This is a genomic window from Bacillus sp. cl96 (assembly GCF_900100505.1).
Classification (GTDB): domain Bacteria; phylum Bacillota; class Bacilli; order Bacillales; family Bacillaceae_G; genus Bacillus_A; species Bacillus_A cereus.
Genome location: NZ_FNDM01000002.1, coordinates 565030 through 582932, shown reverse-complemented (window position 1 = coordinate 582932; position 17903 = coordinate 565030). Strand labels below are relative to the sequence as shown.

Below are 17903 nucleotides of genomic sequence, written 5' to 3'. Positions count from 1 at the left end.
GCTGTTTTTTCCAAACAGAAATCGTTGAAGGGGCAGGAATATTAAAGATAGCTGCCGTCTCAAATAAGGACATACCGTTTTCAATCATAAAGTTTAGTACGTCTAGTTTAAATTGTTGTGTGTAATTTGTACATCGTTTTAGAAAAGCTTCCAGACCATTCTGTTTATATTGGTTTACCCAATTCAAAATGATTGTGTCACTTATACCGAGCGATCTACCCATTTCTCGATAACTTTCATTTCCGTTCAAATAACGTAGAACGATTTGTATTTTTTCATCAGCTGTAAATTTAGCCATAGAAAAACTGCACCCCCAATTGTTAGGCTGTGTCTAACAATTGGGGTGCAGTTCATTTTACACAGCTCTTTTTTTATTTTAGTGATCTAATTCAATAAGTAAATCACCCGTTTGAATCGCATCACCATCGTTAACATATACTTTCTTCACTTTACCATTGAACGGCGCTTGAACTGTCGTTTCCATTTTCATCGCTTCTGTAATTGCCATAGAATCGCCTTTTTTCACTTCATCGCCTTCTTTTACAACTACTTTAATTACCGTTCCTGGCATCGTTGCACTAATATGATTTGGATTCTCACGGTTTCCTTTCACACGTTGTGCAACTGTTGCTTTTACACTCTCGTCTTTCACGATAATTTCACGTGGTTGACCGTTAAATTCCAAGTAAAGGACACGATTTCCATCCGGCTGAGGTTCTCCAATTGATACTAGTTTAACCATCAATGTTTTACCCTGTTCAATTTCTACATCAATTTCTTCACCTAGTCTCATACCATAGAAGAACGTCGGTGTATCAAGTACAGATACATTTCCATAAAGCTCAGCAACTTTTTCATAATCCATAAATACTTTTGGATATAAAGCATATGCAACTACATCAAAAATCGTTACTTCGCGTCCAAGTTTATGGAATAATTCTTCTTTTAACGCTTCGAAATCTACTGGCTCTAGTAATTCACCTGGTCTTACTGTTAATGGCTCTTTCCCTTTTAAAATAATCTTTTGTAATTCTTTCGGGAAACCACCGTACGGTTGACCTAAATCACCAGAGAACATTTCAACAACAGATCCTGGGAAGTCCATAGCATGTCCACGCTCTAAAACATCTTGTTCTGTCAGATGGTTTTGAACCATAAATAATGCCATATCACCAACAACTTTTGATGATGGCGTTACTTTTACAATATCTCCAAACATGTCATTCACACGGCGGTACATTACTTTCACTTCATCGAAGCGATCTCCTAAACCAACCGCCTTCGCTTGTTGCTGAAGATTACTATACTGCCCACCCGGCATTTCATGCATATATACCTCTGTATGAGGCGCATTCATACCACTTTCAAACGGTGCATAGTATTTGCGTACATCTTCCCAATAATGAGATAGTTTTTCTAAAGAATCTATATTAACATCTGGTTGTCTTTCGTTTCCACCTAATGCATAGTATAGCGTGTTCGCACTTGGTTGTGACGTTTGACCAGCCATAGAACTCACTGCTACATCGACGATATCAACACCCGCTTCAATTGCCTTCGTATACGTTAATATACCATTTCCACTCGTATCGTGCGTGTGCAGATGAATTGGAATCGACACTGTCTCTTTTAATGCAGAAACTAAATCATATGCTGCATTTGGTTTTAATAAGCCCGCCATATCTTTAATACCTAAAATGTGAGCTCCTGATGCTTCTAACTCTTTTGCTAAATTTTTATAGTAATTTAAATCATATTTACTACGCAGTGGATCATGGATATCCCCTGTGTAGCACATTGTTGCTTCTGCAATTTTACCAGTGTCTCGTACAGCGTCAATTGCAACTCTCATGCCTTCCACCCAGTTTAAGCTATCAAAAATACGGAATACATCAATGCCTGCTTGAGCAGAACATTCCACAAATTTTTGAATTAAATTATCTGGATAGTTTTTGTATCCAACTGCGTTTGAAGAACGAAGTAACATTTGGAATAAAACGTTCGGCATTTTTTCACGAAGATCTAGTAATCGTTCCCATGGATCTTCTTTTAAGAAACGATACGCAACATCAAACGTTGCACCGCCCCACATTTCCGCTGAGAATAGGTTCGGTAACATTCTCGCTGTTGGCTCCGCAATTTGATGTAAATCTTTTGTACGAATACGAGTTGCAAGTAATGACTGGTGTGCATCACGGAATGTTGTATCCGTTAAAAGTACACGTTTTTGATCCTGTACCCATTTTACTAATCCGTCCGCTCCACGCTCGTCCAAAATTTGTTTCGTTCCATTTTGGATTGGCTCTGAATGTTTTAAACATGGAATACGAGCATCTGGGAATATTGGTTTTTCTTTTTTACCTACTCCTGGGAAACCATTTACTGTTACTGTACCAATGTAATTTAACATTTTCGTTCCACGGTCTTTACGTTTCGGGAACAAGAACAATTCAGGTGACGCATCGATAAATGAAGTATCATATTCTCCTGATAAGAAGTTTTTATGTTTTACTACATTCTCTAGGAATGGAATATTTGTTTTAATACCACGAATACGGAATTCTTTTAAGTTACGTTCCATTTTTGCAGCAGCTTGCTCAAAAGTAAGTGCCCAAGTTGTAACTTTTACAAGTAAAGAATCGTAGTACGGTGTAATAACTGCACCTTGGAAGCTATTTCCTGTATCAAGACGTACACCAAAACCACCGCCTGATCGATACGCCATAATTTTTCCTGTATCCGGCATAAAATTATTTAGCGGATCTTCAGTTGTTACACGAGATTGAATTGCAAATCCATGTACAACTACTTCCTCTTGCTTCGGAACACCTACCATTTTGCTATGTAATGAATGTCCATCAGCTATTAAAATTTGTGATTGAACAATATCTACTCCCGTAATCATTTCTGTAATCGTATGTTCTACTTGAACACGTGGATTTACTTCAATAAAGTAAAACTCATCATCTTTTACAAGGAATTCTACTGTTCCTGCATTTAAATAATTTACATTTTTCGTTAACTTCACAGCAGCATCACAAATACGCTGACGCAGATCATCTGAAAGTGATACACTCGGTGCAATTTCTACAACTTTTTGATGACGACGTTGTACAGAACAGTCACGCTCGTATAAATGAACAACATTGCCTTCTTCATCTGCTAAAATTTGTACTTCTATATGTTTAGGTTTTTCAACGAATTTTTCGACGTAAACTTCATCATTACCAAAGGCTGCTTTCGCTTCTGATTTCGCTCGATTATATGATTCTCCTAATTCCTCACTAGTACGCACAATACGCATACCACGACCGCCACCCCCAAGGGATGCTTTAATAATAATCGGGTAATCATACTTTTCAGCAAATTTTTCGACTTCTTCTAATGAATTTACTGGACCATCACTACCAGGTATAACTGGAATTTGTGCTAGCTGCGCTTGTGTTCTTGCTTTCACTTTATCTCCAAACATATCTAAATGCTTACTTTTCGGACCGATAAAGATAATTCCTTCTTCTTCACAACGTTTAGCGAATTGAATATTTTCTGACAAGAAACCATATCCAGGGTGGATTGCATCTACATGATTACTTTTTGCAATCTCAATAATGCCTTCAATATCTAGATAAGCATCAATTGGTTTTTTTCCTTCCCCAACTAAATAGGACTCATCGGCTTTATAGCGATGATAAGAACCACTATCCTCTTTAGAATAGATTGCAACTGTTTTTAATCCAAGTTCCGAACAAGCTCGAAACACACGAATTGCAATCTCTCCACGGTTAGCTACCAATACTTTTTGAATACGTTGCAGCTTTGTCATGATTTTCCCCCTCTACTTTCCTACCACTCTAGAGATAAAATATATACACACCTTAAAAAGCGTGAAGTTCTTCACTTTCCACATTATATTATACTTAGAAAGCTTCACTTTATTTTTATCCATCATACCTTATTTTTTAACAAATGATAAGTTTTCTGTGCAATTTGTTTCACAAAAATAGTATAGCATACCTCTTCCTTTTCTAACAACTTAATTGTATATCACATTAAACTAAATGTGATATATTGTTTAACCATAAGATATATTAATACATCACATTTAAAACTACTTAAAAATAAAAACACATCATGCTCTAAAGCACAATGTGTTTTTATTTTACAACTACAAGATGTGGTCCATTTTGTTCTTTTTCTTTCATTAATCCATTCTGTTGTTTCTCTTGTCGTTTCACGTGACTAGCAATATTGAGTAGTATCCCCATCGCAAGTAGATTAGCTAATAAAGAACTACCACCGTAACTGACAAACGGTAATGGTACTCCGGTAAGTGGTATTACTCCAGACATACCACCAACATTAATAAACGTTTGAACTCCAAACAAGCTTGCAATTCCGATAGCTATTAAACTTCCAAATGGATCTGTACACTTTTGTGCGACTCTAAATGATCGAATAATTATAAGCAATAAACAAATCAAAATGATTGCTACGCCTATAAAACCAAGTTCTTCCGATATAATTGCCATAATAAAATCCGTTTGTGGTTCTGGTAAATAACCATACTTTTGCACACTATTTCCTAATCCCCTACCATTAAGCCCTCCAGAAGCAATTCCAATAAATGAATTCACCAATTGGAATCCATCCTTTTGAGGATCATTAAACGGATCAAGGAAAACAGAAAAACGTGCCTTTTGATATGGATTTAATGCATAATTGCCAAGAAGATATAGTGCCGGAATCCATACTATAGAAGTTAAAGCAATTCGTTTAATCCATAAGTTAACCTGTACTCCCGAACAAAGGAACATAATTCCTACTGTTCCTGCAATTAACAAATCAGTACCTAAATCATTTTGCTTTAATATTAAAAACATGATTATACCAACACCAATGAGTACTGGACCTGACCCTTTGAAAACAGGTGTATTCGTTTCTTGTCTTTTCGCAAAAAAATGAGCTAATATGAGGATAACCGTTATCTTTACAAATTCCGCAGGCTGTATTCCAAATATCCATCCGTTTGCACCGTTTACTGACTTAGTGAAAAAGGCAGCTGCAGCTAATAAAGCAACACTAGCACCGTAACTCCCCAACAAAAAAATTCGTTTTCTCCAAACTTTATATGGGATAGTAGCAATAATTATTAATACTATTGTCCCAACAACTAAAGTAATTAATTGTCTTTTAAAAAAGAAATTTGCTGGTTTATCAAATCGCGAAATCGCAACAATGGAACTAGAACTATATACCATTATTACTCCCAGCACACATAAGATAACAAGAGGAAGTAACAATGAATAATCCATTGATTTCCATACTTTTTTCATTTCATTTCCTCTTTCTGTTTCAATTTAATTATTGTTGTATTCCATATGTACATTGATTCTTCCTGCTTTATTATACAAATAAAAAGCTCAAACTAATTTAGTTTGAGCCCCCTTATTTGAACCCGTTATTGTTGTTTGTTTGTAAATGCTTCATGAAGTGCAGATAACTCACGTTCGAGCTCACCTAACATTGCTTTCCCTTGTTCTTCTGCAATAAGACCAAGGCGAACTGCAAAATCGACCTCGCGGGATAGTCCAAACATTTGTGTGTCTAACACTTCTTCATATAATGGACATTGCGGCATTGTAAGATGGTCCATTTGCACCTTAATAAGTCTTAAAATCTTCTCTGCATCCGCTTGTAGAAGGGCTAGTGCCTTTTCCTGATGATTTGCTACTGTCTCAGACGCCAAATTGATTCCCTCCGTTTCCGTCCTACTCTCCTCTATCCTATCTATTAATATTAGCGATAGTTTTAATAAATTGCAATAGAAACATTTTTTGTGACAACAGTGTCTAATACTATTATACTGAAAAGTGGGAGTATAACACAAATGGGGGAACAACAATGAGCGAAATTTTATTTATTAACGGAAAAGTACGTTTTCCAATCACTATTGATCCAACTGTTTGGATCTTTGATGATCGAAAAGTAGATTTGACAACTTACTTTGATGAAACTAGAGAAAACACGTCTGAACTAGAAACTTATTTAAAAAACACTTCAGAACATTGGGATCGCGAAATCCGTGATGGTGCCGCTTTTCCTCCAATACAACAAAGTGTGAAGAAATATAAAAAAGAACAGCTGATTACTGGAACATTTGGTATACCATTTCATCCATTCCTTGCTAACGCTGAAATTTTAGAGGACGCTACGCAAGTTGAAATTGAAACGGTAGATCATACAATGACACTTCCATTAGAAACTGTCAAAAATGCTATACTAGGCTTTTCAAAAGAAGGAAAACCATTAAAAGAAGACGGGCCTGTTCATCTCTATTTCAACGATGGATCTAATCAACAAAATCCAATCCGTAACATCCGTAAATTTACAATTATTTAAAGAAAAGGAGTGAGCTTAAGCTCACTCCTTTTTACAATAAATCTGCTGCTAGTTGAGCTAAATTAGATCGCTCCCCTTTAACAAACTTCACATGACCACTAATACGCTGTTCTTTAAACTTCTCTACAACATACGTTAAGCCATTATTATATTCATCTAAATATGGGTGATCAATTTGCTGAGGATCTCCCATCAATACAATCTTACTCTTTTCCCCTACCCTAGTTAATATCGTCTTCACTTCATGCTTTGTTAAATTTTGTGCTTCGTCAATGATAATGAACTGATCTGGAATACTTCTCCCGCGTATATAAGTAAGGGCTTCTACTTCAATCGAACCCATTCCAGCTAAAATAGCATCTAACTCTCCTGGCTTTTTCGTATTAAATAAATACTCTAGGTTATCAAAAATTGGCTGCATCCATGGTCTTAATTTTTCTTCTTTTTCTCCTGGTAAATAACCGATATCTTTTCCGACTGGAACAATTGGTCTTGCCACAAGTAATTTTTTATATAACCCTAAGTCTTCTGTTTGCATAAGTCCCGAAGCTAACGCAAGTAACGTTTTTCCTGTGCCGGCTTTCCCCGTTAACGTTACAAGCGGAATATCTTCACGAAGCAACAATTCTAATCCCATAATTTGCTGCACGTTTCGTGGTCGTATCCCCCACACTTGTTCATTGTGAAAAATAAGTTTCTTTACCTTCTTCCCTAAGTGATCCACAATGCCAAGCGCAGAACTAGAGCCCCCTAATGCATCTTTCATTACTACAAATTGATTTGGGTAAAAAGGATGATTCGCAATTTCAGATAGAGGCAATTCACCTTTCTCATAAAAATAATCCAATTGTTCTTTTGATATATATCCTTCTAAAAAACCAGAATATATATTTTCTACTTCAATTACGCGATCACTTAAATAATCTTCAGCCTTCAAACCAATTGCATCAGCTTTTACCCTTACGAGTACATCTTTACTTACTAAAATAACAGACTTCCCGTCCTCTTTTTCCTGTTCTTCTAAAGATAGATTTTTTGCTACAGCTAAAATTCGATTATCATTTGTTTTTTCTACAAAAATATCTTGTAGTTGCACAAATGAACGATGGTTCAATTCAATACGAAATGTTCCGCCGTTTTCTAGCGGGATACTTTCATGCAGCTTTCCTATTTCACGAAATTTATCTATTAACTTAGATACATAACGAGCGTTTCTTCCTACTTCATCCATATAACGTTTTTTCGAATCAACCTCTTCTAATACAACTGCTGGAATCACTACTTCATTGGTTTCAAATGAAAAAATAGATAAAGGATCCTGCAAAAGTACATTCGTATCTAACACATAAATTTTATCCAACCTGTTACCCCCTGACTCCACTTTTAAATTTGTAGAACAAGGGTTTCATCCATAAAATATGGACGAACCATTGTTATAATTATATGTACCGTGTAAACGAGGTAGAATCGAAAATCATAGTCATTAAACCTTTTATTTATTCTTTATTCATTTCTATTCAATATATTACTTTTTATTATAATTATTAACGTTAAATCACAATAACCGACTACAAAAGTGAATAAACGAATTTCTTATTTAGCATCTTTATAATTCTCTTATCCCTACTAACACTTCGTTATCCAGCTTTTTCGCTGCCCGAAGATCATATGTTTTTTCATATGTTGGTTCAATTGCAAGTTTCGCTCCATAAAACATAACATCACGCACTTCTTGCACCTTTACTTCTATTACAGTTAATTTTAGAGAAATACCTTCCATTCTATCTGTCAAAATTTCACCTGCACCACTTATAGAAAATACGGATTCATTCGCCATTATAGTCAATACCACACCTGTATTATGACGTATATTTTCCACAATACGTGAACGTTGATCTACTGCAAATCGAATACTAGTTTCACTCACTGCATACACCCAAGAAATAGCACTTACGTTAGGAACTTGTTTTTCGAAATCTGTCGTTGCTATCATAACAATACACTCTTTACGCAACGTTTGTACTAAATCCTCTGTTAAGGTAGGCTCTACTACATTCGCCATATTTTCACCTCCAAATATACTTGGTATATCCTTATCATAACTTATTTTTTGAATTGCGAAAATATTATTTTTTCCCACTATTATTCAAAAACATTATACTTCCATGATATACTTATACTGATAGAATTCGTATTGAGGTGACGAAATGAGAGTCAAATGTATGATTTGTGATAAAAAAGATATGTTAGATGATGAAAATCCTATGGCAAAAAAACTGCGTAATCGCCCTATTCATACATATATGTGCATGGAATGTTCGGAACGAATTGCAGAGCGTACAATGGAACGTCATGCAAGTGGTAATTTCCGATTATATCGTGATAAAAAAATCGAAGATGATTGGTAAAATGTAAATAAGTCCTTACTCATATAGATAAGGACTTATTTATATTTTTCTGGTTCACGATTCATCTGATCCAAAAAACAATCAATGGCTTCTAACGGAAACCTTGCAGATTTCCGTTCTCCATTTATTTCATATGTAATTAAATACATTTCCTCGTTCTTTTCGACTTCCACATTTCTTAATTTATGTTCTTCATATACCATATTTTGAAATAACAAATATGTTTCTTTTGCAGCACTATCATCTGGACGTGCTTCCGCAACTGTTTTAATTGTTAACCAATTATATAGTGCATCTTGTACTGAACGCATGAAAACTCCCCTTTCTTATCCTGCTTTTTGTTGTTTCGCTTGACGCAAACGCAGTCTATAAATTCCAAGTACAATTGCCGCTACAACAAGTCCTTCTCCAACAGGTAAAAACACAGCAAAAAAGGTTAATACTGTGCATCCAATTGCTAATGATATGTATATCACAATATTTTTTAGTACAGACAACTTTCTAGCAAACCCTAAATTATAAACGAGAGCACTTAATATAATAATCGTCCCATAAAGTAACCACATTCCTAACTCTGGATTTTCATCTACCTTACACAATTTTGCAAAAAAAGACATCCTTTCTAACACACTCTTCCCCCCCTAGCAGTAAAATGCAATTTTCTTTATACACTTAATACAAGAGTAACTCGCAAAAAAAATACTGTCCACAAAAAAGAGTAAATATTCTAAAAAATAAACAAAATAAAAAAACAACGCCCTTTATAAAGGGCGTTGTTTTTTTATTTTTACGCTTCAACAGATTTCTTTTTCTTAGCAGCTCTTTCGCGCTCACTCTTATCAAGAATCTTTTTACGTAGACGAATTGATTCTGGAGTTACTTCACAGAACTCGTCATCGTTTAAGTACTCTAATGATTCTTCTAAAGTCATTAGGCGTGGTTTCTTCATTGTTGAAGTTTGATCTTTCGTCGCAGAACGAATGTTAGTTTGTTGTTTCATTTTCACAACGTTAACTGTTAAGTCGTTCTCACGAGTGTGTTCTCCGACAATCATACCAGCATATACTTCTGTACCTGGTTCAACGAAGATTACACCACGGTCTTCAACTTGCATAATACCGTATTGTGATGCTTTTCCTGTTTCAAGTGAAACTAGAACACCTTGGCGACGTCCACCAACTTGTCCAGCGTGTACTGGTTGGTAGCAATCGAATGTATGGTTTAAAATACCGTAACCACGAGTTAATGTTAAGAATTCTGTTGTGTAACCAATTAAACCACGTGCTGGAACCATGAAAGTAAGACGAACTTGACCGTTTCCGTTATTCACCATATCTAACATTTCACCTTTACGTGCACCCATAGATTCCATAATAGAACCAGTGTATTCTTCAGGTACATCGATTTGTACGCGCTCTACAGGCTCACATCTTACGCCATCAACTTCTTTAATGATTACTTCTGGCTTAGATACTTGTAATTCATAACCTTCACGACGCATGTTTTCAATTAAGATAGATAAATGTAGTTCCCCACGTCCAGATACGATCCACGCATCAGGAGAATCTGTATTATCTACACGTAAACTTACATCTGTTTCTAATTGTGAACGAAGACGCTCTTCAATTTTACGAGATGTAATGTATTTACCTTCACGACCTGCAAATGGGCTGTTATTTACAAGGAACGTCATTTGTAGTGTTGGCTCATCAATACGTAATAATGGTAACGCATCTTGATGTTCAACTGGACATACTGTTTCACCTACGTTAATGTCTTCCATACCAGAAACGGCTACTAAGTCCCCTGCTTTTGCTTCTTCAATTTCTTGACGTTTTAATCCCATGTAACCGAATAATTTCGTTACGCGGAATTGCTTCACGCTTCCGTCTACTTTCATTAAAGCAACTTGTTGTCCAACCTTCATTGTACCGCGGAATACGCGACCAACTCCAATACGTCCAACGTAGTCGTTGTAATCAAGAAGTGCTACTTGGAATTGAAGTGGCTCTTCGCTGTTATCAATTGGTGCTGGAATATGTTCGATAATTGTATCGAATAATGATTTCATATTCTCTTCTTGATTTGCTGGATTTGAATCTAAGCTTGCTGTTCCGTTCATTGCTGATGCAAATACAACTGGGAACTCTAATTGATCTTCGTTTGCACCAAGCTCAATGAATAAGTCGATTACTTCATCAACTACTTCATCTGGACGAGCGAAGTCACGGTCAATTTTGTTTACAACTACGATTGGAGTTAAGTTTTGCTCAAGAGCTTTCTTTAAAACAAATCGTGTTTGTGGCATACAACCTTCATATGCATCAACAACAAGTAAAACACCATCAACCATTTTCATGATACGTTCTACTTCTCCACCGAAGTCAGCGTGACCAGGTGTATCTAAAATGTTAATTCTTTTATCTTCATAGTGAATCGCTGTATTTTTCGCTAAAATTGTAATACCGCGTTCTCTTTCTAGATCATTTGAATCCATTGCGCGTTCTTCAACGTGTTCGTTCGCACGGAAAGTCCCCGCTTGACGTAATAACTGGTCAACAAGTGTTGTTTTACCATGGTCAACGTGGGCAATAATTGCTATATTACGTAAATCTTGTCGTTTTTTCAACATGTCCAACTCCTAATGTCTTTTTAATCCTTCTCTATTATAAGAGCGAAGGGGATACAATAGCAATTAAAATAAAAGCAAGAATGAAAATATAGTTGTATTCTTACTTTTGTGAAAGTAAAATGAGATTGGAGGGTGAAGAAATGGAACACATTCAATATCGCTTTTTATTAACTGCAATTATCGGTGTTATTTTCTTAATCGGTATCGGCATTATGATTGCTGAAAATAGTCCAATCGGTATTATTATTTGCATTATCGGCACATTTGTTACAGTTGGATACGGTTTTGTAACAAAAAGAAAAATGCGCAAATCACAATAACGCTAAAAAGTAAGAAGCTTATACACAGCCTCTTACTTTTTTTGTTGCTCTCATATAAACGATAACACTTCTTCATACACTCCTGGTTTTGCAACTAACACACTGCTCTTCTCTATGATAGAAAGTGGCGCTCCAGAGAATGTCGTCACCTTACCTCCAACTTCTTCTACAATTATCTGCCCTCCGCCAAAATCCCATGGTGATAATCTCGGCGTTACATATGCATCTATTCTTCCTGTTGCAACGTATACCATCTCTAATGCTGCACAGCCATATGACCTTGTGCCCCTTGCTTTCTTAACAAGTGCCATCATACTTTCCATATTAAGCAATGGATTATCTGTAAGCCATATCGCATTTAAAGCTACAATACCTTGCTCTACAGTTCCTTTTTCCAATGGAGGAATTGATATATCATTACAAAAAGCTCCAGATCCCTTGACTGCATGATATAGCTCATCATGCACTGGATCATATATAAGTCCAATCTTTCCGATACCGTTCTCATAAATCCCAATTGAAATCGCAAAATTTCTTTTTTGATGAACAAAGTTCATCGTGCCGTCAATTGGATCAATTAACCAAACAACCCCGTCAGAAGACGTTATCTCGTCTCCATAACCCTCTTCTCCTAAAATATTATGATTCGGGAATGTTTCTTTAATTTTCCCAATTAAAAACTGTTCTATCTCTCGGTCCATATTTGTAACTAAGTCAGCTGCATTTGATTTTGTTTCTATAATAAGTGCTTTTTTCATTGATGCCATTAAATGCTCTCCTGCATCCCGAATCCACCGTTTGGCGTGTGCATCGATGTCTTTCCATACTTCTTGCATGTTTAAACACTCCGATCTATACTGTTCACAGAAAAAACGAACCCTTTATAAGGTTCGCACCAACTAATTTTTTATACATATACTATTATTACGCTTCTAAACGAATCATTTCAAGTCTTAATACTTCTAACTTTTGTACACACTCTTCTTTTTTCTGGTTATCATCTTCCATCATCGCATCATATAAAGTTGCTAATTCATAATCTAGCTCCAAACGTAGCACCGGTATTCTCTTTTCAGCATCTGTTCTCTTTAACGCATTAATCACCTGTCTCATATTATTTGCCTCCTCCCAATATTCGTCTGCCCTCGGACTAGAATTAATTCAATTTTCTGATTTTTTGTTTTATACTATACTATGTTGGATAAATCATCTATGCAACAAAATTATATTTTTTTATTTAAATTTTTTTGTGCTGTTTTTTTTATGAATAGTACAAGCTATGCTAAAATAAAAGCAAAATAGGAGTTGGAGGAACAATCATGACAATACAAACATTCAAGTCAACTGATTTTGATGTCTTTACAGTTGATGGTCTCGAAGAACGAATGAGTGCAATTAAAACGAACATTCATCCTAAGCTAGAAGCTTTAGGGGAACAATTTGCAGAATACTTATCCAAACAAACTGATGAGAACTTTTTTTATCATGTTGCAAAACACGCACGCCGCAAAGTCAATCCACCAAACGATACTTGGGTTGCTTTTTCAACAAATAAACGAGGATATAAAATGCTACCGCATTTCCAAATCGGCTTATGGGGTACTCATGCCTTCATATACTTTGGTTTAATCTATGAGTGTCCACAAAAAGTTGAGACGGCTCATGCCTTCTTAGAACATTTAAATGATTTAAAAACAAATATTCCAAATGACTTCGTTTGGTCCATTGACCATACTAAACCAAGTGTGAAATTACATAAAACACTTGAAACCGAAGACTTACAAAAGATGATTGAACGATTAGCTACTGTAAAAAAAGCAGAATTATTAGTTGGTATTCATATATCACCAGAGGAGTTTTCAGCAATGACCAACGAACAATTCCTTGCTAAGATTGAATCTACGATGCAATCACTCCTTCCTTTATATGCACTTTGTAATCGATAGTAGAAAACGGACAATTTATATTGTCCGTTTTTAGTTGTTATCACATTATATCACTTCAGTTTTTATTTTTCAAAATATTTTTTACATTTTTACAAGCTTTTGTTCTTCGACTTCTTTTGCCCTTTGAATAGCACGATATATAGAGTATCCACTTACTTCTTGAAATTCTTTATCAATTTTCTTTTCTTCTGCTTTCGATGGAACAATCTCTTTAAAACGACGATATAAACCCATTAACTCTTCTCTTATAATTCCTTTTTCATAAGCTTTCTCAATCGCTTCATAAAACTTCACCATTGTAACCATTTCCTCATTTGACCAATCATAATCTAACGGATATTGATATTCCATTTTGCACCTCATTTATCATTTCTTCTTGTTTCATTATGCTATCTTAAAGAGAATATTTTATTCTTCATTATAGCCACTCTGCATTATACACTATTTATTCATTTTAATGGAATTGTCTTCCTCTATTCATTAGTTGAGGCTAACTATTAAACATACTCACCTTAAAAAGATTTTTTTCTATACATCTATAATTATTGGTGATATAATGCTTTTGTTTTATAGAAAATAAAGTGAAGCTACCATCTCAAAAACGATTTTTTGAATGGCAGAAAAATAAGCCTTATTCTAAAAAGGGCTACACTTTTTTAGAGCAGGATTATATAAAACAAATTACACTAAATATTATGAAGAAGAAGGGGTGTATAGATTGTCCCAATACGAAACACCATTGTTTACCGCTTTAGTTGAGCACAGTAAGCGAAATCCAATTCAATTCCATATTCCTGGTCATAAAAAAGGACAGGGCATGGATCCTACATTTCGCGAATTTATTGGGCATAATGCATTAGCAATTGATTTAATTAATATTGCGCCACTCGATGATTTACATCATCCAAAAGGTATGATTAAAGAAGCACAAGATTTAGCAGCAGCCGCATTCGGTGCAGATCATACTTTCTTTTCTATTCAAGGTACAAGTGGCGCTATTATGACAATGGTGATGAGCGTTTGCGGTCCTGGTGACAAAATCCTAGTACCACGAAACGTGCATAAATCAGTAATGTCAGCTATTATTTTCTCAGGTGCAAAACCGATTTTCATGCATCCTGAAATCGATCCGAAGCTCGGTATTTCTCATGGAATCACAATTCAATCTGTCAAAAAAGCACTTGAAGAGCACTCAGATGCAAAGGGCTTACTTGTTATTAACCCAACGTACTTTGGGTTTGCTGCAGACTTAGAACAGATTGTACAATTAGCACATTCTTATGACATCCCTGTACTAGTCGACGAAGCTCATGGTGTTCATATTCATTTTCACGATGAATTACCTATGTCAGCGATGCAAGCTGGTGCGGATATGGCAGCAACAAGTGTTCACAAATTAGGAGGCTCTTTAACTCAAAGTTCTATTCTTAATGTGAAAGAAGGCTTAGTGAATGTAAAGCATGTCCAATCTATTATTAGCATGCTTACAACCACATCAACTTCTTACATCTTGTTAGCATCCCTTGATGTTGCGAGAAAACGTCTTGCTACAGAAGGAACAGCACTCATAGAACAAACAATACAATTAGCTGAGCATGTTCGTGATGCTATAAATTCTATTGAGCATCTTTACTGTCCTGGAAAAGAAATGTTAGGTACAGATGCTACCTTTAACTATGATCCTACAAAGATAATTGTATCTGTAAAAGATTTAGGTATTACCGGCCACCAAGCTGAAGTATGGCTTAGAGAGCAATATAACATTGAAGTAGAACTCTCAGATCTATACAACATACTATGTCTTATCACTTTGGGAGATACAGAAAGTGATACAAATACACTTATTGCAGCATTACAAGATTTAGCAGCAACATTTAGAAATAGGGCAGATAAAGGTGTTCAAGTACAAGTAGAGATTCCAGAAATTCCAGTGCTAGCACTTTCTCCTCGAGACGCTTTTTATTCGGAAACAGAAGTCATTCCATTTGAAAATGCAGCGGGGCGTATTATAGCTGATTTTGTTATGGTTTATCCGCCAGGGATTCCAATCTTTACTCCGGGGGAAATTATTACACAAGAAAACTTAGAGTATATTCGTAAAAACTTAGAAGCAGGTTTACCTGTACAAGGTCCTGAAGATATGACATTACAAACATTACGTGTTATTAAAGAGTACAAGCCTATCAGTTGATAGGCTTTTTTTTCACCTTTTTTCCTTTTCTTCATACGATACTTAAGAATGTAACGTATAGGTGGGGATACTATTATGATTGTAATAGGCCGTTCTATTGTACATCCTTATATTACAAATGAATACGAGCCATTTGCAGCAGAGAAACAACAAATTTTATCAATAATGGCAGGAAATCAAGAAGTTTATTCCTTCCGAACAGCTGATGAACTCAGCTTTGATCTCAATTTACGAGTTAATATTATTATCTCTGCACTAGAGCTTTTTCAAAGTGGATTTCAGTTTCGTACATTTCAGCAATCCTTTTGCAACCCCCAGTATTGGAAAAGAACGTCTCTTGGAGGATTCGAGCTTCTTCCAAACATACCACCTTCTATTGCCATACAGGATATTTTCAAAAACGGAAAACTATATGGAACTGAATGCGCAACCGCTATGATCATTATTTTTTATAAAGCTTTACTATCATTGTATGAGGAAGAAACTTTCAATCGTCTATTTGCAAACCTTTTACTTTATACATGGGACTACGACCAAGATCTAAGGCTCATAACAAAAAACGGTGGCGATCTTGTTCCAGGTGACCTCGTTTACTTTAAAAACCCACAAGTAAATCCAGCTACGATTGAATGGCAAGGAGAAAATACAATCTATTTAGGAAATTTCTTTTTTTACGGGCATGGCGTAGGTGTAAAAACAAAAGAAGAAATTATTTATTCATTAAATGAACGACGAGTCCCTTACGCTTTTATTTCAGCTTTCTTGACCGATACTATTACCCGTATCGATAGTCGTATAATGAGCCAATACGCTTCTTCTAGTACACCACAGACCTCCATAAGCTTTATTCCGATTAGGGATGATGCAATCGTTGCAACAGTTGGTCATACAACTACAATTTATTAAAAAAGCGCCTACACATGTAGGCGCTTTTTCTTATTATTAAGCTTTTGTATGTTCTTTATGGTCACATTCGCAATGAGATCCACATTTCCCGTATAGTACTGTTGATTTTTCATCTTCAAAATGTCCAATTGTTCCTTCACACACTTGGCATACGATTGTTCCCATTTTCATTTCCCCCTGAGTTTCAATAGTAATCTATTTATTTATCATTAAGCTTTCGCATTATCTTTTCTAGCACAGTCACAATTTGTTCCGCATTTTCCGTAAAGTACCGTCGTTTTCTCATCTTCAAAATGTCCGATTGTTCCTTCACATACTTGGCATACGATTGTTCCCATTTTTCATTTCCCCCCAAGTTTATGGTCCTAAAAACTTTTAGCTGTCCATTTCCTATCAATTATTGGGCTTTTGTATGCTCTGTGTGATCACATCCGCAAGATCCACATTTCCCGTAAAGTACCGTTACTTTCTCATCTTCGAAGTGTGCAATTGTACCTTCACAATCTTGACATACGATTGTTCCCATTTTTCATTTCCCCCTAAGTTTATAATCCCAAAAACTTTTTGTAACCGCTTAACTTTCTGTCTTTATTTTAATATGTTATACTTTTTACGTCAATAGGTTTTTAGTATAACACATTAAATATTTTAAATTTAAATTAGTATGCGATATTCAAATAAAAAACAGCCATATTTATAAGTACGACTGTTTCACATTAATTATTCTTCATATTCCGCATGTAAAGAAGTTGACGGAACTAGAAATTTGAAAAACTGAGCTAACTCCTTTGCTTCCTCTTCTGATCCTAATTTAAAAATCTCCTGTATATATTGAACATTCTCTACATCATCTCGTCCGAGTAAAGTAGACCTTCCTGTTTGCATACAAACAATGAGCGGCTTTCCAAAAAACATATTTGTATAAATAACACCAAAATCATAACGTGTATCATGTGTCATAAACCCTAAAAATCGTACCTTCACACTTTCATGCTCATCATACAATTTTTCAAACATTGGTTTCCACCTTTCTACATCACGTTTCATTAATAGTATATTAAACAAAACATGTAATACTCCTTTTAATTGTCAAAAAATTCA

The 17903-nt window shown here is 35.5% G+C and carries 22 protein-coding genes; 6 read left to right on the top strand and 16 right to left on the bottom strand.

The annotated features are described in order from the left end of the window. The 4 genes from BLT20_RS07610 to BLT20_RS07590 form a co-directional block, all read right to left on the bottom strand. A partial coding sequence (locus BLT20_RS07610; protein WP_141769980.1) for a helix-turn-helix domain-containing protein occupies window positions 1-298 on the bottom strand: 298 nt, incomplete at its 3' end. A gap of 78 nt (window positions 299-376) precedes the next feature. Further along, window positions 377-3823 carry a pyruvate carboxylase gene (gene pyc, locus BLT20_RS07605; RefSeq protein ID WP_000164087.1) on the bottom strand — a complete coding sequence of 1149 codons (3447 nt, stop codon included), beginning with the start codon at window positions 3821-3823 and terminating at the stop codon, window positions 377-379. Between the two features lie 331 nt (window positions 3824-4154). Next, entirely contained in the window at window positions 4155-5333 is a 1179-nt protein-coding gene (locus BLT20_RS07595) for an FtsW/RodA/SpoVE family cell cycle protein (protein WP_000758402.1), read from the bottom strand. A gap of 125 nt (window positions 5334-5458) precedes the next feature. Then, window positions 5459-5746 carry an Fpa/YlaN family protein gene (locus tag BLT20_RS07590; RefSeq protein WP_000135694.1) on the bottom strand — a complete coding sequence of 96 codons (288 nt, stop codon included), beginning with the start codon at window positions 5744-5746 and terminating at the stop codon, window positions 5459-5461. A 155-nt stretch (window positions 5747-5901) separates the two neighbouring features. Here BLT20_RS07590 and BLT20_RS07585 point away from each other — a divergent pair, with 155 nt between their 5' ends. Then, a complete protein-coding gene (locus tag BLT20_RS07585) occupies window positions 5902-6399 on the top strand; it encodes a molybdopterin-binding protein (RefSeq protein ID WP_001289809.1) in 498 nt (165 codons plus the stop codon). Window positions 6400-6430: 31 nt separating this feature from the next. On the opposite strand, the gene BLT20_RS07580 is transcribed toward BLT20_RS07585, so the two are convergent. Next, window positions 6431-7759, bottom strand: a complete 1329-nt coding sequence (locus BLT20_RS07580) for a PhoH family protein (protein WP_000358083.1) — start codon at window positions 7757-7759, stop codon at window positions 6431-6433. A 246-nt stretch (window positions 7760-8005) separates the two neighbouring features. Then, window positions 8006-8461 carry a pyridoxamine 5'-phosphate oxidase family protein gene (locus BLT20_RS07575; RefSeq protein WP_000024593.1) on the bottom strand — a complete coding sequence of 152 codons (456 nt, stop codon included), beginning with the start codon at window positions 8459-8461 and terminating at the stop codon, window positions 8006-8008. Window positions 8462-8606: 145 nt separating this feature from the next. Between BLT20_RS07575 and BLT20_RS07570 the strand changes: the two genes are divergently transcribed. After that, a complete protein-coding gene (locus BLT20_RS07570; protein ID WP_002082250.1) occupies window positions 8607-8807 on the top strand; it encodes a YlaI family protein in 201 nt (66 codons plus the stop codon). 35 nt (window positions 8808-8842) lie between these two features. Here BLT20_RS07570 and BLT20_RS07565 read toward each other — a convergent pair whose 3' ends face one another. The 3 genes from BLT20_RS07565 to typA form a co-directional block, all read right to left on the bottom strand. After that, window positions 8843-9118, bottom strand: a complete 276-nt coding sequence (locus BLT20_RS07565) for a hypothetical protein (RefSeq protein ID WP_001258151.1) — start codon at window positions 9116-9118, stop codon at window positions 8843-8845. 15 nt (window positions 9119-9133) lie between these two features. Beyond that, window positions 9134-9436 (bottom strand): YlaH-like family protein, encoded by a 303-nt coding sequence (locus tag BLT20_RS07560; RefSeq protein WP_000893662.1) that lies wholly within the window; start codon window positions 9434-9436, stop codon window positions 9134-9136. Window positions 9437-9594: 158 nt separating this feature from the next. Further along, a complete protein-coding gene (typA, locus tag BLT20_RS07555) occupies window positions 9595-11439 on the bottom strand; it encodes a translational GTPase TypA (protein WP_000914762.1) in 1845 nt (614 codons plus the stop codon). A gap of 140 nt (window positions 11440-11579) precedes the next feature. Between typA and BLT20_RS07550 the strand changes: the two genes are divergently transcribed. Next, on the top strand, window positions 11580-11759 hold the full coding sequence (locus tag BLT20_RS07550; protein ID WP_000400127.1) for a DUF5325 family protein: 180 nt from the start codon (window positions 11580-11582) through the stop codon (window positions 11757-11759). 50 nt (window positions 11760-11809) lie between these two features. On the opposite strand, the gene BLT20_RS07545 is transcribed toward BLT20_RS07550, so the two are convergent. Both BLT20_RS07545 and BLT20_RS07540 read right to left on the bottom strand, forming a co-directional pair. After that, a complete protein-coding gene (locus tag BLT20_RS07545; RefSeq protein WP_001158701.1) occupies window positions 11810-12595 on the bottom strand; it encodes an inositol monophosphatase family protein in 786 nt (261 codons plus the stop codon). Between the two features lie 88 nt (window positions 12596-12683). Continuing rightward, window positions 12684-12872 (bottom strand): hypothetical protein, encoded by a 189-nt coding sequence (locus BLT20_RS07540; RefSeq protein WP_001250165.1) that lies wholly within the window; start codon window positions 12870-12872, stop codon window positions 12684-12686. 206 nt (window positions 12873-13078) lie between these two features. Between BLT20_RS07540 and BLT20_RS07535 the strand changes: the two genes are divergently transcribed. Beyond that, window positions 13079-13705, top strand: coding sequence for a YktB family protein (locus BLT20_RS07535; RefSeq protein WP_000155317.1), 627 nt, complete (start codon window positions 13079-13081; stop codon window positions 13703-13705). A gap of 81 nt (window positions 13706-13786) precedes the next feature. Here the strand turns inward: BLT20_RS07535 and BLT20_RS07530 are convergent, their stop codons facing one another. Then, window positions 13787-14056, bottom strand: coding sequence for a UPF0223 family protein (locus BLT20_RS07530; RefSeq protein ID WP_000456562.1), 270 nt, complete (start codon window positions 14054-14056; stop codon window positions 13787-13789). Between the two features lie 367 nt (window positions 14057-14423). Here BLT20_RS07530 and speA point away from each other — a divergent pair, with 367 nt between their 5' ends. Both speA and BLT20_RS07520 read left to right on the top strand, forming a co-directional pair. Then, a complete protein-coding gene (gene speA, locus BLT20_RS07525) occupies window positions 14424-15896 on the top strand; it encodes an arginine decarboxylase (protein ID WP_000084899.1) in 1473 nt (490 codons plus the stop codon). Between the two features lie 75 nt (window positions 15897-15971). Further along, a complete protein-coding gene (locus tag BLT20_RS07520) occupies window positions 15972-16802 on the top strand; it encodes a protein-glutamine gamma-glutamyltransferase (protein ID WP_000635337.1) in 831 nt (276 codons plus the stop codon). Between the two features lie 36 nt (window positions 16803-16838). On the opposite strand, the gene BLT20_RS07515 is transcribed toward BLT20_RS07520, so the two are convergent. From BLT20_RS07515 to BLT20_RS07500, 4 genes are all read right to left on the bottom strand, one after another. Further along, a complete protein-coding gene (locus BLT20_RS07515) occupies window positions 16839-16967 on the bottom strand; it encodes a GapA-binding peptide SR1P (RefSeq protein ID WP_000536796.1) in 129 nt (42 codons plus the stop codon). Between the two features lie 44 nt (window positions 16968-17011). After that, entirely contained in the window at window positions 17012-17140 is a 129-nt protein-coding gene (locus BLT20_RS07510; protein WP_000536803.1) for a GapA-binding peptide SR1P, read from the bottom strand. Between the two features lie 59 nt (window positions 17141-17199). Continuing rightward, window positions 17200-17328: a GapA-binding peptide SR1P gene (locus BLT20_RS07505; protein WP_000536778.1), complete on the bottom strand. Its 129-nt coding sequence runs from the start codon at window positions 17326-17328 to the stop codon at window positions 17200-17202. A gap of 194 nt (window positions 17329-17522) precedes the next feature. Beyond that, window positions 17523-17819, bottom strand: coding sequence for a DUF3055 domain-containing protein (locus BLT20_RS07500; protein WP_000462038.1), 297 nt, complete (start codon window positions 17817-17819; stop codon window positions 17523-17525). Window positions 17820-17903 lie beyond the last annotated feature (84 nt).

Coding starts and splice junctions, on each gene's coding strand:
- BLT20_RS07595 (WP_000758402.1), bottom strand. CDS start 5,333: ATGAAAAAAGTATGGAAATCAATGGATTATTCATTGTTACTTCCTCTT.
- BLT20_RS07505 (WP_000536778.1), bottom strand. CDS start 17,328: ATGGGAACAATCGTATGTCAAGATTGTGAAGGTACAATTGCACACTTC.
- BLT20_RS07515 (WP_000536796.1), bottom strand. CDS start 16,967: ATGGGAACAATCGTATGCCAAGTGTGTGAAGGAACAATTGGACATTTT.
- typA (WP_000914762.1), bottom strand. CDS start 11,439: ATGTTGAAAAAACGACAAGATTTACGTAATATAGCAATTATTGCCCAC.
- BLT20_RS07545 (WP_001158701.1), bottom strand. CDS start 12,595: ATGCAAGAAGTATGGAAAGACATCGATGCACACGCCAAACGGTGGATT.
- BLT20_RS07535 (WP_000155317.1), top strand. CDS start 13,079: ATGACAATACAAACATTCAAGTCAACTGATTTTGATGTCTTTACAGTT.
- BLT20_RS07540 (WP_001250165.1), bottom strand. CDS start 12,872: ATGAGACAGGTGATTAATGCGTTAAAGAGAACAGATGCTGAAAAGAGA.
- BLT20_RS07530 (WP_000456562.1), bottom strand. CDS start 14,056: ATGGAATATCAATATCCGTTAGATTATGATTGGTCAAATGAGGAAATG.
- BLT20_RS07520 (WP_000635337.1), top strand. CDS start 15,972: ATGATTGTAATAGGCCGTTCTATTGTACATCCTTATATTACAAATGAA.
- BLT20_RS07510 (WP_000536803.1), bottom strand. CDS start 17,140: ATGGGAACAATCGTATGCCAAGTATGTGAAGGAACAATCGGACATTTT.
- BLT20_RS07570 (WP_002082250.1), top strand. CDS start 8,607: ATGAGAGTCAAATGTATGATTTGTGATAAAAAAGATATGTTAGATGAT.
- BLT20_RS07585 (WP_001289809.1), top strand. CDS start 5,902: ATGAGCGAAATTTTATTTATTAACGGAAAAGTACGTTTTCCAATCACT.
- BLT20_RS07550 (WP_000400127.1), top strand. CDS start 11,580: ATGGAACACATTCAATATCGCTTTTTATTAACTGCAATTATCGGTGTT.
- BLT20_RS07500 (WP_000462038.1), bottom strand. CDS start 17,819: ATGTTTGAAAAATTGTATGATGAGCATGAAAGTGTGAAGGTACGATTT.
- BLT20_RS07565 (WP_001258151.1), bottom strand. CDS start 9,118: ATGCGTTCAGTACAAGATGCACTATATAATTGGTTAACAATTAAAACA.
- pyc (WP_000164087.1), bottom strand. CDS start 3,823: ATGACAAAGCTGCAACGTATTCAAAAAGTATTGGTAGCTAACCGTGGA.
- BLT20_RS07575 (WP_000024593.1), bottom strand. CDS start 8,461: ATGGCGAATGTAGTAGAGCCTACCTTAACAGAGGATTTAGTACAAACG.